This is a genomic window from Candidatus Rhodobacter oscarellae, assembly GCF_001078595.1.
Taxonomy (GTDB): domain Bacteria; phylum Pseudomonadota; class Alphaproteobacteria; order Rhodobacterales; family Rhodobacteraceae; genus Rhodobacter_B; species Rhodobacter_B oscarellae.
Map to the genome: position 1 here is coordinate 3,800,652 of NZ_LFTY01000002.1, position 14,830 is coordinate 3,815,481.

The following is a 14,830-nucleotide window of genomic DNA, read 5'->3' on the forward strand; positions in this document are numbered from 1 at the left end:
AACTGCATGGAACGGAATTAAAACGCACCCAAAGTCTGAGAGCCCATTTGGTCATCATTGATCTCGGTAGTAATGAGACAGCGGCGCGTGCGTACTCCCAACAGGGCCACGGCAATCAACAAGCCGATCGAAAGGCCGGATACATATGAGCGACTTCCTGAAGACGTGCAATTGATCACTTGCGAACAGCAGCCGATACATACATGCTGGGCTCACTGCCGACTTGCGGCGGTGCAGCGTCGATCAGGGTTTGCTAATCGGAACCGCCGATGAGGACGGCCCACTGCTGCCGTTCATCCGACTAGGCGCATGCTGCGGTGCGGCCCGTCAGAGCCGCCATTCACTGCACTAGCAAAATTGCACTTACGACCAACTCACAGTTCGCGGGACGAAGCGCCAATTCGCTGCACCTGCGCCAATGTCAGCTTGTCAAAAAACGGAGCTGGAGCTCTGGCCCCAGAATATCCAATGTGCATCCGGGCTTTAGTTTCGATCGACTAATGAAGTGATCTGAGGCTGTGTACGATGGCTGTGTACAATCTCACTCAGGCAACTATGCGACCTGTTTTTCTTGTCTGGCATCAGCGCCGTTGGGACATTTTAGGTCGATTTGAAAGGAGAGGGTTTCTAAAGCATTGAAACATCAACGAGTAGAAACGAGACAGAAACCCGGAACCAAGCGGAGCCACGACGAGAAGGTCGTCAAAGACATCCGCTGCGCCACCCGCAGACAATATTCTGCCGAAGAGACGATCCGGATCGTACTTGGCCTATTCTCAGGGCTGGCATAAATCTCAGTCAGGTTTCCGCATCAGTTGGTTTCTTGATGAGGTTTCCGCTAAAGGTTCCTGATGCGAACAATCCGAACTTATCAGACCCTTGGATCTGAGCGTCTACAATTTGTCCAGTAATTTCATTTTCATTGGAACCGGCTTCTCGATCCGCGTGAACCAACTGATTGTTCCGTCGTGGATGCTCAACTCTTCCATCGGACCATCGCCCGACTCTCCAGACATATCCCCGGAACATGGGGCTCCGATTTAGATAAAGAGCTTTGCCGCATGCGCCCCCATCGGGCTTGCAATGGTGATCATCCATACATTGCAATCGACTAAGGGGCTCATGTCATTTGCCAAAGTGCCCTCCGGGTTCGGTTTATTTGACTGCCGGGACGTCGCGGCCGGGTCGCTTGACCAAACGGTGTTGGCCATTCTCTTCAACAACCAAACCACGGTCCTTAAGATCGTTTAGGTACCGCGCCAACCCGCGCCTGCCCTTGGCTTCGAAGAAAGGCAAAACGCGGGGCTGCAGGTTTGGAAACAGCATTGCGATGCGGGACAGAATTGAATCACTTGCCTTCGGGTAGACTTCAAGCCGTGGTTTTTTGAGCGCGCGGAGGAAGGTTCGCGCGACGTCCTGAGGGGTTTGCGGTACGTCAATGAAGTTAAGCACATTCCCATCTGAAACGGCTTCCTTGCGCAATTGCTGGGTGTCTGTGGCGGTCGGCGCGATGCTTGTAAATTTGATACCATGCAGTTCTTCATCGAGAGCAACCGATAGACAAGCGCCGCGAAGACCAAACTTCGATGACGAATAAATCGACGTTTCCCGTAGAGGCTGAATACCTCCCAGCGATGTTGTCACCAGCACGCGCGGGTCATCAGACTTTTGCAGGAGCGGTATAGCCAATCGCATCAGGATGAGAGGTGAGATCAAGTTGATCTCAAGCTCCTTGCGAATGCTCTGTGTGCTGCGGACGTGAAAGCGGGTTGTATCCGTGATAGCGGCGTTCGGGATCAAAACATCGAGCGCGCCGAACTGATCTTCAACGGTCGCCATCAGGCGCGCAACGACCTCATCGTCAGTTAAATCACCGATGAACGGGATGGCATTAGGGCCCAGAGCATCACAGGCATGTCCGGTCGCGACCGGATTGATGTCTGCGATGACAATCTTCATTCCCTGCGCGATCAACTCTTTGGCAAGAGCTTGGCCAATGTCACCCGCGCCACCCGAAATGAGTGCTGTTCGCCCTTCGAAACGAAACTCGGTCATTCTGCGGCCATGCCCATCTGCGGGCGTGGCGCAAACAGGTCCTCTTGGGATAGCGTTCTCCAGCCCAAGGACTTTGAAACCTTGTCCAGGTGCCGCTTGAACGTATCGCTGTCCACATATCCCTGGTGCCTGTCTGATGCGACGAACTTGATGCCCCCGCTCAGATCAGGGGCCGGGCCGGTGATCATGGCGTCCATGCGACCTGCGCTCTGGGCACCATCAATTTGATCACGCAGATAGTTGGCAATCAGGAACGCCATCTGGTCGAACATTTTGAACGCGCCGGAGTTCGTTTCGATATGACTGATCCCGAACAGGTTGCGGTGCGCACGATTGAAGATTTGCAGATGCATGTTGGGTCGGTCACCCCGATACTCGAAATAATCCCGCGCAAAACTCTGGCGTTGCGAGTATCCGGTTGCACAAACGATCAGGTCAACGGTCTCCCGCGACCCATCCTTGAACACCACCTCGGACGCGTCAAGGTGGTCCACATCTACCTTCGCGGCGATGTCACCATGTTGCAGGTAGTGCAGAATCTGAGAGTTCAGAATCGGATGGCTTTCAAAAAGCTTGTGATCTGGTTTTGGCAAGCCCAGCCGCGTTACGTCGCCCACATACATCCGCAGCAAAAGTGTCAGGATCGGACGGCCGAGCCAAAGTGGCAGGTTCGGGCCTTCATGATCGAACAGATCAGCGGGCTTTCCGAAGACGTGTTTTGGGATGAAGTGATAGCCGCGCCGCATCGAGATAAAGGCTGCATCCGCATTTGCCGCCGCATCGCAAGCAATGTCGCAACCGGAATTCCCGGCCCCAATAATCAGGACGCGTCGCCCCTTAAAGGTTTCGGTCGATCGGTAGGTGTTTGAATGGATGATTTCGCCGTCAAACTGACCTTGCAAGTCAGGCAGCTTGGGGTGCCACTGAGTTCCGGTGGCACAGACAACGCCCAAAAACTCGGTCGTCTCACCACGATCAGTCGTGACACGCCAGGTGCCACCGTCCAGTTTTTCGATATCCGTGATTTTGGTCTCGAACGCGATGGCAGACGCCAAATCATTCGTCGATGCGAAATCCTCGATGTAGGACTGAATCTGTGCATTGCTGGGATAATCGGGATAGTGGTCAGGCATCGGAAAAGCGGCAAAGCCCGACATGGTCTTGGAGGAAATGAAGTGCGCGCTGTCGTACATGGGCGAGCCATCGCGCTCGATATCCCAAATACCACCGACCTTTTGGCCTGCATCAAACTGCCGGTACGCGAGCCCCTTCGCTCGCAGAGCTCGCGCCGTCGCCAGCCCTGCCGGACCGGCGCCAATCACACAAACTGGCAAATTCGTTTGAGGCATTTCGACCTCCTGACTCATTGTTCCCTCCAAATAAGCTACCAACTCGAGGGTGTCGTAGTTATGCGGCTTGCGGAAAATGAGCGGACAAATTCGGCCACCTCAATTGCCGAACTGTGTGATAGTTGCTGCTGTAATGTCAGACCTCGCTACGATTCCATCGAACCTGCTGTACTACACGTTTCTTGAGTTGAAAGAGCGTGGTGTGGCTCTAGAGCGTCTGCCTCAGTGGAATGGCACCATAAATCCTCTGCTCAATATGCAACGCCCGCGCATTGCATTCGCGCAGAGCCAATCCTTGATCGAGCAGGCGATCACATTGGCTGATGACCCTTGTTTTGGTCTTGCTGTTGGCATGCGACAGAAGTTTGCGACATCGGGTCTTCTCTCGGCGGGCCTATTGGCCAGCCAAACTTGCGGAGATGCAGTCCTTTTCGGTCTGCGCTACCACCACCTGACCGGAAGTATGCTCAACATGAGCTTGGTCGAATTGGATGAGGGCGAGCACGCCATCAACGTGACAGCCCGTGACCCCAGTTCGCCGATCAATAGTTTCCTCACCCAAGAGCTCTTCGCAAATCTCGCACAGATGGCTCAGTTCTTGTACCGATCACATCGCCCCTTCAAGCAGATGGATTTGATCCAGCACGAGCCCCAGTCGCGGAGGTTTCGCGACGTCTTAGGTATCACGCCCAATTTTCGCGCTGCCTATAACAGAATTGTCTTTTCTAAATCTGCGTGGACTACCCCCTTAGAGACGGCAGATCCTTTCGTTCTGAGTGGCTTGGTCCCGGTGCTTGACGCGCTCGCACTGGAGGAAGGCGAACAACAGACGTTCTTGTCGCACGTCGAAGGACTCATGCTCGCTGGCTTAAACAATGAACTCTCAATGCGGATACTTGCCGGGCAGCTCGGGATGAGTGAGCGAACGCTCCGTCGAAAACTTGACGATGCCGGGACATCATTCACAAGGATTCTGGACCAAGTCCGACGAGCGCGCGCATTGGAATTGCTTCTCCAATCAAACGAGCCTCTCGATAGAATTGCGGCACAACTCGGTTTTGATGACACGAGGTCACTTCGCCGACGATTGCGCGACTGGACGGGGCATTCAGCAGCCGAACTTCGCGCAGGCAAACGATAGATCGTCAGCGAGGACGCACATAACTTCGCTGCGCCTGCGCCAATGTCGGCTACAGCGAACGCGAAATGGTTTGCCAGGTTGCCCTCTGTAGAACATAGTGAGAACAAACTAGCGCGACGAAAGGCCATGCAATGCAAGACATTTCACTGTATCTCCCAGGTATTCTTCTGGCCTACTCGGCCTTTCTTCTTGCCATTGCCAGTCCGGGGCCGAACATCCTTGCTGTCATAGGCACTTCGATGAGTGTGAACCGCGCCTCCGGTATGTCACTTGCCGTGGGTGTTGCGACCGGATCGTTTACGTGGGCTCTTCTGACGGTGTTTGGGCTTTCAGCCATCTTGGCGACCTATGCATCGGCACTGCTGTTTATCAAGATTTTCGGCGGACTCTATCTGCTTTGGCTGGCCTACAAATCCTTCAAGTCGGCAGCCTCAAGCCATGACATAGAGGCAAAGGAACTGGCTGGCGGACGCCGCACGCCGTTTGGCTATTTCCAGCGCGGTTACATCATCCAAATGACGAATCCAAAAGCGGCACTTGCTTGGATTGCGATCATCTCGCTTGGTCTGCAAGAAGGCGCTCCGCTTTGGGTCGGGGCTGTGATCGTTCTGGGCACTTTCGCGCTCTCGATCATCATTCACCTTCTCTACGCGGTCGCGTTTTCCACCCCCGTGATGGTGCGCGTCTACGGCAAGGCCCGCCGTGTCATTCAAGGTGTCCTCGGCACATTCTTCGCACTCGCTGGTTTGCGGCTTCTAGCGAGCAGGAGCTGATCCAATGGCACACTATCTTGATGCTGCTGCGGCTAACTTGAATGATGGGTTCGTCGTGGCGATCGACATCGTCGCAAAAGAGGGTGAAGGAGATGCCGTCGCCGACATTTTGGAACGACTGATTGAACCGACGATGGCTGAGCCAGGCATGAAATTTTTCATGCCCTACCGGTCGCCTTCGGATCAGAACGCTTTCTTTGTTTACGAACTTTACAAAGATGCGGCTGGATGGGATGCGCACAACGAGTCCGCTCATTTCCGAAGCGCCGTAGAAGAGTTGCTGCCGAAGGTCGAGCGGCGGGAACGGGCTCCATTCGTCCCTTACGTCGATTGAGCCGTCCTTTCAGAGCGGACATTAGCCGCGACGCAGTATTCCGGTAGCCTGGGCTCTCTGCCGCCGTTAGATCGGTCGCAGCATCCTCTAAGATCTGCCCAGATCGCGGCGTCACGGACGGCTGATTTTGTTGAATAGGTCGTTTAAGAACTTGGAGATGTATATCGCGGATGATCGCCGTTCGGGTCTGATCAGGACGGGTTTGGGACCAACTTGGCAAGCTTGCGTAGGTTCTGGGCTGTTGCGGCGAGGAGGAACTCGTCCCTGGCTCCGTTGGGTCCTCTGAGGCGCAGGCGGTCGAGCTTCAGGATGCGTTTGAGGTGGGCGAAGAGCATCTCTACCTTCTTTCGGGCGCGCATTGCGTCCACGTAAGCGTCCGTCTTGGCGATGTCACGCGCCATATCTCGGGCGCCTTCGTTGACAGACCGCATGATCTTCCGTGTGGGTTCCCGCGGCGTGCAACGCGGCTTCAAAGGACAGGTTGTACAGTGCTCCTTGCTGGCGCGATATCGACGCATGCCGTCCTCGTCGACGGCGTCACGAGGCACCGTGAACGGGCGGCGATACTGCCGCAACCAGTGGTCCGCGGGGCAGCGATAGGCGTCCTCTTCGACGTCATAGGTGAAGTCGGACCAAGAGAAGGTGTCATCCTTGCGCCGGGACTTGTCAAACACCGGGATGTAGGGCTCGATCCCTTGCACATAGACCAGCCAGCCCAGTATTTCGGCGCTGCCATACCCTGTGTCGCCGACCAGCCGCTCTGGATAGAGGCCGAACCGGTCGCGTGTGCGTTCGATCATGTCGCGCGCCGCCTTGTTCTCGGCTTGCCGGATCGGCGCAGTCGGCTCGACATCCACGATCACCGCATTGTCTAGATCCACCAGATAGTTGGTCGAGTAGATGAAGTGCGCCTTGCCGCGATCCGCCGCCGACCAGCGCGCCGCGGGGTCGACGGGCGACCCATACTTGGCTCGACCGACGTCGCGGCACCAAAAGCGGCATCGTCGAGCGTATCCAGGTATTCCGCCGTCGCCCATCCGGCATGTTCTTCCGCCGATCAATCCTTCGGCTCGATGCCGTCCTCGCGATTGGCGTCCGCTTTGATCAGAGAGGTATCTACGCCGAAGGCGTCACCTCCAACCAGCCCTTCCGCGATGCAGCGCGCCAAGACGGTCTCAAAAAGCTGACGGAACAGATCGCCCTCGCGGAAGCGACCATGTCGGTTCTTTGAGAAGGTGGAGTGGTCCGGCACCGCGTCGGTCAGATCCAGCCTGCAAAACCACCGGTAGGCCAGGTTAAGGTGGTTCGGCCTTGCCCTTGAACCGGTGGCGGGCTGACGGCCTCACTCTTGGCAAAGACGCCGCTCCGACCGGATGCCAAAGCAATACCCGACAAGCAGCATTCGGATCATAAGCTCTGGGTCAATCGAAGGACGGCCAATCGCGCTGTAAAACGAAGCAAGATGCACCCGGATCGGCGCCAGGTCGACGAAGCGATCTATGGATCTCAGAAGGTGATCCTGCGGAACGTGATCTTCCAAAGAGAACTCGTAGAACAACGCCGCCTGCAACGTTTGCCGATCGTCCATCATCGCTCAAAACTCCCGTTCTTCAGAAGCCTTGAATCACCGCCAATCCATTATTTCAACACGCCCTTTTTCAACAAAATCGGCCCATACCGGATGAGGTGGATGGCTCCTGCTCCACCGGCATCGAACGTGCCAAAGTGCAGTTGTCATCGACTGCTAGGAAAGGAGCCACCCAATGACAGTAAAGACCGTGGGCCTGGATTTGGCCAAGGACGTTTTTCAGGTACACTGCGTTTCAGCGACTGGTCGCAAGATCATCAACAAAAAGATCAAGCGCGCTAAGCTACTGGCGTTCTTCGAAACGTTGCCGAGATGTGTTGTCGGCATGGAAGCATGCGGTTCGGCTCATCACTGGGGTCGCGAGTTGCACAAGCTTGGTCATGATGTTCGCCTGATGCCTGCAGCATACGTCAAACCATATGTGAAGCGTGGCAAGACCGACGCGGCCGATGCAGAAGCGATCTGCGAAGCTGTGCGCCGCCCAACCATGCGTTTCGTTGAGATCAAATCGGAAGACCAGCAGGCGGTTCTTGCCATACACCGTGCCAGGGATCTGGTTGTTCGTCAGCGTACTCAGGTTGTGAACATGATCCGCAGCATCCTGCGTGAGTTTGGGCACATCCTGCCAACGGGCATTGAGGCTGTGTCCACGTTCGCCAGAGAGCATGGCACCGAAGAGCAGTTGGAAATGCCCGAGATCGCGGACGGTATTCTCGGCGTGATGTGCCATCAGCTGAACGGCCTCAATGCTCGGATCGACGGGCTGACCAAACTGCTCGAACAGCACGCATGGCTGGATGCCGATGCGCGACGACTGATGCGTATGCCAGGGATCGGGCCAATAACAGCTTCGGCCATCGTCGCCACCATTGGCGATGCAAAACAGTTTGAGACCGGACGCGATTTGGCAGCTTGGCTGGGTCTGACGCCGCTGAACAAATCCAGTGGCGGCCGAGAGCGGCTTGGACGGATCACCAAGAAAGGTAATCGCTATATCCGAAAGCTGCTGATTGTTGGGATGACATCACGGGCGCTCATGGCGAGGAACAAGCCTGAGAAGGCAGACATCTGGACAGCGAAATTACTTGACCAGAAGCCCTTCAGGCTCGCCACCGTCGCAATGGCCAACAAATCCGCCCGGGTTCGGCATTTCTCTCGAACCAATGGCGGTCAATGCCTCACTCTGGGCAATCCTGACCAAGGGAGAGGAATACCGGCAGCCGATCGCCTGATCCTGCCAAGAAATGCAAGACGTTTGATGTGATGATGCGAAACGAAGTCAACCAAGAGTAAGGACACTCCGATGAATGTCGCGGCCCTCAAAGGTCGTATTCCCGATAGGAGCCTTGCTCGCGGAACTCATCAGGGCCAGTGGCACCCGCCACGCAAACAGGCCGGACACACGACTGTACTGACAGACTATCGCAATCGCAAAAATCGCTTGCAATGCAGGAGCCATCCACACAGGACTCTCAGCTCCGCTACCGGATGCTGCGGTCGCAGCCCGCTTAGCGGCCCTTCGCTGCAAGCGCGATGCTGAGATAAGATCGAACTGACATGTCGCTTAACAAAGTATGAATTCGCTGCGCTAACCCCCAATGGCAGGTAACACCACCGCGCAATCTAGGTGCGAAATCGAAAAGCACGCCCTGGCTTCCATGAAAATGGACCTGTCACAGATCCTACCCACGAGATTTTGGGTGGCGCCGCAAGAGCATCATGAAATTGACTTTAAAGATGAGCGCTGCCTCGGAACATTGGCTCCAACGAATGCAACAATGAAAATCAGGCAGTCAATAGCGATTGCCAATGCTAGCGCAAAGTATGCGAGTGGATCCTTTACTACAAACAATGCCAGTTGGAGCACGGCAAAATCATGGGCATCGGCGGCAGCCACCCTTGAGAAATCATCCAGCGTCGCTCGCAAGGCGGTGTTCTCGGCACCTCCCAATCCGGCGCGATCTAAACAAATTCGGCCAAAGTTGACGACCTTTTGAACATCTAGACTCTGGCTCGGAATATCCGCCACCGAGCAGTTCGCCTCGAATATCTCAAACCGTTCTTGAATCTCACGATATTGTAAAATTTCCACCGAAATGCCAGGCGCTGAGCATTGCGGAGCGGCATCTTGAGATATCGAATTCGATTCAATCAGAAGGCCCCTCAAGCTTTCACAACGCACGACAGCAATCTCATAGGCCGAGAAATTTTGGGCCTCAAATTCCGTTACTAGACTTCTTAGCTCGCTCGGCGCAACAATCGCAAGTGGTTCGCTTGCGAACGCAGCGCGCAAGTCATTGATGCGAGCTTCCAAGGAGACAACCCGAAGGTTCAGCAAGTCAATATCATCGACAAAAGAAGAAAGCGTTCTGGAGAGAACCTGAACCTGATCTGACAGCTCCTTTTCCAGAAGGAGACTTCTTCGCAACTCTTCATTTGCCGCCTGAACCGATCGCTCATTTCGTGCGATCGATAATTCTATTTCACTGCAAGTTCGACCACATCCACCTGCTGCGGCTTCCGTATCTCGTCGAACTGTGTCAGCGGCAATTAAGTCTTGGACAGTGGAAATTTTTGCCCTTGACTCGGAAATTTTAGCTAACTCCAGATCTCTCTTTTCTATGATTGCATCCAACTCATTTTGCTTTTTCGCTTGCGCGGTCTCCAAGTCAAATAGTTGGCCACGAGCTTGATCGAGTTCATCTCGATTACCTGCTATTTCTGCTGCTAGGCGATCCTGCCGCCGTCGGCTTGTTTCAGAAATCTCTGCTATCGCTGCTTCGGATTGATTGACGATTGCGTCAACGGATGTAATCCAATTTGCGACTGAGTTGCCACTAACGATACCAGAGGCACTAGCAGCGATTTGTTCATTTAGACCCTTCGATAAGTCTTGGATTATTGTAACGACGGCGGACTCAACGGACCTCAACGCAATGCCGTCGCCAGGCCCGTTATCGATAACCCGATAAAGCGATGCGGTAGAGAAGAAGATCGACACAAAGGCACAGATCAGAAAAACAAATCCGCCCGTGATGATTCCTGAAAGTCCACGACGCCAGTTTGACGCTAGCCACCAGCTGGTGGCAAGAAGCTGGGCCTGAATGCCAAAGGTCACTCCACCTGCGACTAGGGGATTTGAAGAGTAAGCACGCATTCCGTCAAATGTGCCAATACCTGAGGCCAGCGACAACGCCACCGCAGTGACAAACATCACAGCACTTAGTCCAAGCTGCAAACGCTCATTGGCAACTTGTAATTCCCGGGTTTCCTCTCCCCTCATTTGAAGTTCAATTGCTGCGGCTTGTATGGAACTTCGTTCCTCAACTCCAACCGCCGAATACCAATTGAGTCTATCTCTAAGAAGTCCGGCAATAGCCAAGTAAGATGCCCCGATCGTTTTCGGGTCACGCAGTTCCCGTCGACTTTCTAGGATCGGCAAGCGTTCACCAAAACTCCAAATGGGAATATACGGGATGTACATTCTGCTGAAATAATCCGTGGCGTTAAACTCCGCAGGAAGCCACTCAAACAACTCTTCAGAAAAGTTGGACTCAAAAACGGAACGCCACCTTGAGGCCTCCTCGTACTCACTGTCGCTTTCGTCTCGACAGGGCATTGGAACAACCATCAATCTGCTACGATTAACTGGTAAATTTTGACGAGCTTCTCTGGCTCTACGGATAATTTCCTTGCAGCCGTTTATGTTTTGTTGATTGCTGACGAACAGAGTTATTAAATAATCCGGCATTAAAACAGTACAAATGTCGCCAATATCTGTTATGCCAGTTCGACTGTCAATTAAAATGAAATCGTATTCCAATTTCATTTCTTCTCGCAAATTCTCTAGATAGTTGCCAATGTCGTGTTCTTCAAACATTGCGGTCCAGTCAACGTTCTGTACGCGCGTGCTATACTCGCGCGACCGCTGACCCGCCGAGATAAAATCGAGTTCTGAGCCGCGAAATTTTACTGATAGACGGCAACTCCTCCAGTCTAGCGTCCGAGCCTCTGACCTGGCGGTAAGGAGGTCAATGATCCCGGGAGTGACTTCAACACTTCCTTCAAGTTGGCACTGCTTCTTACCTTGGAAAAAGGCCTCCAACCCCGGGGCTTCTAGGTCCCAGTCAAGTAGAAGCACTTTGAAGCCTTCTAGCGCGAGCAAGGCACCCACGTTAGCCAAAGCCATGGATCGTCCAACCCCTCCTTTGTAGGAATAAAAGGTGTAAATGCCACCAAGTAGATGGGTCTTTTTGGTGGGCCTCTTAGACATTGGAAATTCGCCAAATGGCCGTTCGGCGAGTGACATGTTCTGCGCCAGGGTCGTCAATTATCGGAAAATCTCCCGAGAACTCTGGTGCGGCCCTAACTGAAGCAGCCAGTTCTTCGGTGAATGGCCTTAGTTTTCTCTTCTCGAACTCAGCAGCTAATCGAGTTTCCCAAAATGTTGGAACCGTCGAAACAAAGTCACGAAAGTCACTCGCCTGCCGGTCCTTAGCTGCTTGAGGGTAGTGACGACCATCGTGAAACCGCGCTGGGATGACAAGATCACAATTTAGTCTTGCCTCGCGTTCTTCGAAGGTGCGCCATTCTGCAACGCACCATTTCGACTGAAAGTACATTGGCGACCAGATACACACCAGGCAGCGAGACTCAGAGAGAGCGCCCGCGATTCTTGATCTCCATCGAGAACCCGTTTGTATATCTTCCGTGTCGAGAAAAATATTTGCTTGGCGCCCAAGCTCGTGGCTCAACCAAAACTCAATCTTGTTCTTCAATTCTTTGTGCCAATCGTCACTCTCAGAATGTCGCTTATAGCTAAAAAAGGCATCATACTGGTAGGTCATTGTCGCTGAATTCAAGGCCTTGGTCGAACGGTTGCGTCTACCAAAGTAAGCTAGCCGTCTTCCGCTGAATCAAGAACTTTTTTCTCTCACTGTCAAAATAATAATATAAGTGCAAGCATGCCAAAAATGGATATGGCAAAAGGCGACGTGATCTCCTGAGAAAGTGGCAACTGCCATGCCCGAACGCTCGTTGGTTCAACCGGAATTGGCCTCGAGGATTGCTCGACGGCTAAGGACGAAATGGGCGGATTATCTGGTGCTCGCCGCATGAAATGTTATCAAGAAATTTGAACTTTATGGAAGAAATTTGCGCAACAAGCGGTGTCGCGTAGTCGGGATAAGACGGTTTCTTGGCGGCGTCCTTGCGCCGTCAGACCCGACATTGACCTCTAATACCCTGACGTCCAAAGAGGGCTCAAAGCGGTCCTGCGGCGTCACATCTCCGCACGTTGGCAGCGTAAACACTTCAACCCTGAGACGGTACTCAAACTGACCGCTTTACCTGAAACAGCGATTACTTCTTCTTCTTGGGTCTCTTGCCGGGTTTGCGGCCTAGACCGATTGCCTTGGCGGTGGCGGACCGCTTGGCGCTGTAGTTTGGTGCCACCATGGGGTAATCCGGCGACAGGCCCCAACGCTCTCGGTACTCCTCGGGCGACATGTCGTAGGCCGAGCGCAGGTGGCGCTTGAGCGTCTTGAAGCTCTTGCCGTCCTCCAGACAGATGATCGCATCGGGGGTCACAGAAGCATCGATGGGCACGGCCGGATCTGGGCGCGCGGTCTCGGTGGTCTCGTGCACATCCTGAGCGTCGCCAGACAGCCCGTTCAACGTCGCGTGCACGGAACGCATCAAATCCGGGAGTTCGGCTTGCGCGATCTGGTTCCGGGACGCGTATGCCGCGACGATGTCGGCGGCCAGGCCAACAACGGCGTCTGACCCGCGCTCTACCTCTGGGGTGCTGGACATGGGGCTTCCTCACTTTCGATGCGGTCGGATGTGGCGTCCAACCAATTAATTCGAAGCGTTCTGTCTTGTCTTCAGTGCCTGTGTCAAACCAATTCCGCAATTCCGGCCCAGAGCCGCCTTTCAACTCATGTTGCCAATGCTGCAATGCGGCCCGTCAAAGCGGACCTCCATCGAAAGCGCAGCATTTCCAATTTTCGAATGAACAAGTCGCGGACGAAGTTGCCGTTTAACTCGTCGGATCGAACGACATGGTGTGATTGCGGCGGTCGCTCTCCCAAGGCGAACGAGGTCCGATAGTATCAGCCTCACAAAACCAGCCGTGAAGGAGAACGACCTTGTCACATTATGTAGGCCTTGATGTTTCCGTCAAAGAAGTTTCGATCTGCGTGGTGAACATCGAAGGCGATGTTATAGCGCGGGGATCGGTCGCGACCGACCCTGACCAAATATCCAACTTCATTGCAGAGCACGCCGCAGCAGCCGAACGGGTTGTGCATGAGAGCGGGATTTTGGCGATCTGGCTGACCCGCGAACTCGACAAGCGCGGCGTGCCGATCATCTGCATTGATGCCAGATTGGCGCATAAGGCCTTGTCTGGTCGCATCAACAAGACGGATCGAGGCGATGCTGAAGGTCTTGCGCATCTGGCTCGGACCGGTTGGTTCACCCCTGTGCATATCCGCAGCGAAGCTTCGGAAAGGGTTCGGGTTCTGATCGGCACACGAGAGCGCCTGATCCGGATGCGCAAGGACCTGGAGGCCCATGTCCGCGGCGTTCTCAAGACCTTCGGCATCCGGATGACCGCAATCCAGCGATCAAACCAGCGCGGTGGGTTCCGCGACCAGCTTGCTCAGGCCGGGCAAACCGATCTGGCGATTGAGCTCATGGCGGACGCCTTCAACCCGATCCACAGGGCGCTCTGCGCGGCAGCAGACGCGATGGAAGACGAGCTGCGCGAGATCGCGCGTGGCAGTGACCTCGCTCAAAGGCTTATGACTGTTCCGGGAGTAGGACCCGTGGTGGCCCTTTCCTACATCGCCACGCTGGACAATGAGGCCCGTTTCAAGCGCGCGACCGACGTCGGGGCCTTCCTCGGCCTCACCCCGAGGCGATTCCAATCCGGCGATACAGATTGGTCCGGGCGGATAAGTAAGTGTGGAGATCGCGACCTCCGTCGCCTCCTGTACGCAGCGGGGTTCACCCTGATCAGCCAGGTGCGCCGCGCCTCGCCACTGCGAGCCTGGGCCGTTCGATTGAGTGAAAGGAAAGGCATCAAACATGCAGCCGTCGCCGCAGCCAGAAAGCTTGCTGTGATTATGCTGCGTATCTGGCGAGACGGCACAACCTTCCACGCAACAAGGGAGGTGCGAGCCTAGAAACCTCAACAGAAACCTCGCCTAAGGGCGGGTCAGACGTCCCTCGGGACGGTGGCAGATCGAGCCAGCCAAAGCGGTCGCGGTGGTCAAACGAAGACCAACCTCGTGAATGACATTTTGGACGATCAACCCCGAACGCCATCATGAAGCGGCACGACCGACTTCGAAGAGAACCACGACCCCGGCGGACACGCGACCCAATCAACTTGACACAGCCGCAAACAGAGAACCGCTTCGTACGCAGCGTGTCCTCAAGAAAAATCGCAAACAGCGCGCTGAAACTCAGATTACGAGGATGTATCTGCTGCAATTTGGTCTCCTAATTTTACCATCCCATCCTCCAGAGTACCGGCACGCAAGCCCCCACGATGCACAAGGCCGCGCAGCATTCCCTTTGGTG

9 protein-coding genes and 2 pseudogenes are annotated in these 14,830 nt (G+C 54.6%); 5 read left to right on the top strand and 6 right to left on the bottom strand.

The genetic code is table 11. The features are described from left to right. Window positions 1-1,155: 1,155 nt before the first annotated feature. Both AIOL_RS22910 and AIOL_RS22915 read right to left on the bottom strand, forming a co-directional pair. Window positions 1,156-2,055 (bottom strand): SDR family NAD(P)-dependent oxidoreductase, encoded by a 900-nt coding sequence (locus tag AIOL_RS22910; RefSeq protein WP_049645105.1) that lies wholly within the window; start codon window positions 2,053-2,055, stop codon window positions 1,156-1,158. After that, window positions 2,052-3,422 carry a flavin-containing monooxygenase gene (locus AIOL_RS22915; RefSeq protein WP_152912657.1) on the bottom strand — a complete coding sequence of 457 codons (1,371 nt, stop codon included), beginning with the start codon at window positions 3,420-3,422 and terminating at the stop codon, window positions 2,052-2,054. Before AIOL_RS22915 ends, AIOL_RS22910 begins: the two co-directional genes overlap by 4 nt. A 115-nt stretch (window positions 3,423-3,537) precedes the next feature. On the opposite strand from AIOL_RS22915, the gene AIOL_RS22920 reads away from it, so the two are divergent. The 3 genes from AIOL_RS22920 (at window position 3,538) to AIOL_RS22930 (ending at window position 5,652) form a co-directional block, all read left to right on the top strand. Next, window positions 3,538-4,545 (top strand): AraC family transcriptional regulator, encoded by a 1,008-nt coding sequence (locus tag AIOL_RS22920; protein WP_049645106.1) that lies wholly within the window; start codon window positions 3,538-3,540, stop codon window positions 4,543-4,545. 131 nt (window positions 4,546-4,676) lie between these two features. Beyond that, on the top strand, window positions 4,677-5,318 hold the full coding sequence (locus tag AIOL_RS22925) for a LysE family translocator (protein ID WP_049645107.1): 642 nt from the start codon (window positions 4,677-4,679) through the stop codon (window positions 5,316-5,318). A gap of 4 nt (window positions 5,319-5,322) precedes the next feature. Then, on the top strand, window positions 5,323-5,652 hold the full coding sequence (locus AIOL_RS22930) for a putative quinol monooxygenase (protein ID WP_049645108.1): 330 nt from the start codon (window positions 5,323-5,325) through the stop codon (window positions 5,650-5,652). Between the two features lie 191 nt (window positions 5,653-5,843). Here the strand turns inward: AIOL_RS22930 and AIOL_RS22935 are convergent. After that, a pseudogene (locus AIOL_RS22935) lies at window positions 5,844-7,243 on the bottom strand (transposase). 172 nt (window positions 7,244-7,415) lie between these two features. On the opposite strand from AIOL_RS22935, the pseudogene AIOL_RS22940 reads away from it, so the two are divergent. Next, window positions 7,416-8,411 (top strand): annotated as a pseudogene (locus tag AIOL_RS22940) (IS110 family transposase); the annotation flags it as partial. A gap of 546 nt (window positions 8,412-8,957) precedes the next feature. Here the strand turns inward: AIOL_RS22940 and AIOL_RS24665 are convergent. The 3 genes from AIOL_RS24665 to AIOL_RS22950 all read right to left on the bottom strand — a co-directional run bounded on the left by AIOL_RS24665 (window position 8,958) and on the right by AIOL_RS22950 (window position 13,054). Beyond that, complete coding sequence (locus tag AIOL_RS24665) at window positions 8,958-11,549, bottom strand: KGGVGR-motif variant AAA ATPase (protein WP_082152750.1); 2,592 nt, start codon at window positions 11,547-11,549, stop codon at window positions 8,958-8,960. Beyond that, entirely contained in the window at window positions 11,506-12,087 is a 582-nt protein-coding gene (locus tag AIOL_RS24670; protein WP_082152751.1) for a toll/interleukin-1 receptor domain-containing protein, read from the bottom strand. Before AIOL_RS24670 ends, AIOL_RS24665 begins: the two co-directional genes overlap by 44 nt. A 514-nt stretch (window positions 12,088-12,601) precedes the next feature. Then, window positions 12,602-13,054 carry a MucR family transcriptional regulator gene (locus AIOL_RS22950; protein WP_049645110.1) on the bottom strand — a complete coding sequence of 151 codons (453 nt, stop codon included), beginning with the start codon at window positions 13,052-13,054 and terminating at the stop codon, window positions 12,602-12,604. Window positions 13,055-13,389: 335 nt separating this feature from the next. Here AIOL_RS22950 and AIOL_RS22955 point away from each other — a divergent pair, with 335 nt between their 5' ends. Next, window positions 13,390-14,430 carry an IS110 family transposase gene (locus AIOL_RS22955; protein WP_049641990.1) on the top strand — a complete coding sequence of 347 codons (1,041 nt, stop codon included), beginning with the start codon at window positions 13,390-13,392 and terminating at the stop codon, window positions 14,428-14,430. The last annotated feature ends 400 nt before the right edge of the window (window positions 14,431-14,830 follow it).

Bases quoted from the DNA above. Each gene is read 5' to 3' on its own strand.
- AIOL_RS24665 (WP_082152750.1), bottom strand. From the start codon at position 11,549: ATGTCACTCGCCGAACGGCCATTTGGCGAATTTCCAATGTCTAAGAGG.
- AIOL_RS22925 (WP_049645107.1), top strand. From the start codon at position 4,677: ATGCAAGACATTTCACTGTATCTCCCAGGTATTCTTCTGGCCTACTCG.
- AIOL_RS22915 (WP_152912657.1), bottom strand. From the start codon at position 3,422: ATGAGTCAGGAGGTCGAAATGCCTCAAACGAATTTGCCAGTTTGTGTG.
- AIOL_RS22950 (WP_049645110.1), bottom strand. From the start codon at position 13,054: ATGTCCAGCACCCCAGAGGTAGAGCGCGGGTCAGACGCCGTTGTTGGC.
- AIOL_RS22910 (WP_049645105.1), bottom strand. From the start codon at position 2,055: ATGACCGAGTTTCGTTTCGAAGGGCGAACAGCACTCATTTCGGGTGGC.
- AIOL_RS22930 (WP_049645108.1), top strand. From the start codon at position 5,323: ATGGCACACTATCTTGATGCTGCTGCGGCTAACTTGAATGATGGGTTC.
- AIOL_RS24670 (WP_082152751.1), bottom strand. From the start codon at position 12,087: ATGACCTACCAGTATGATGCCTTTTTTAGCTATAAGCGACATTCTGAG.
- AIOL_RS22920 (WP_049645106.1), top strand. From the start codon at position 3,538: ATGTCAGACCTCGCTACGATTCCATCGAACCTGCTGTACTACACGTTT.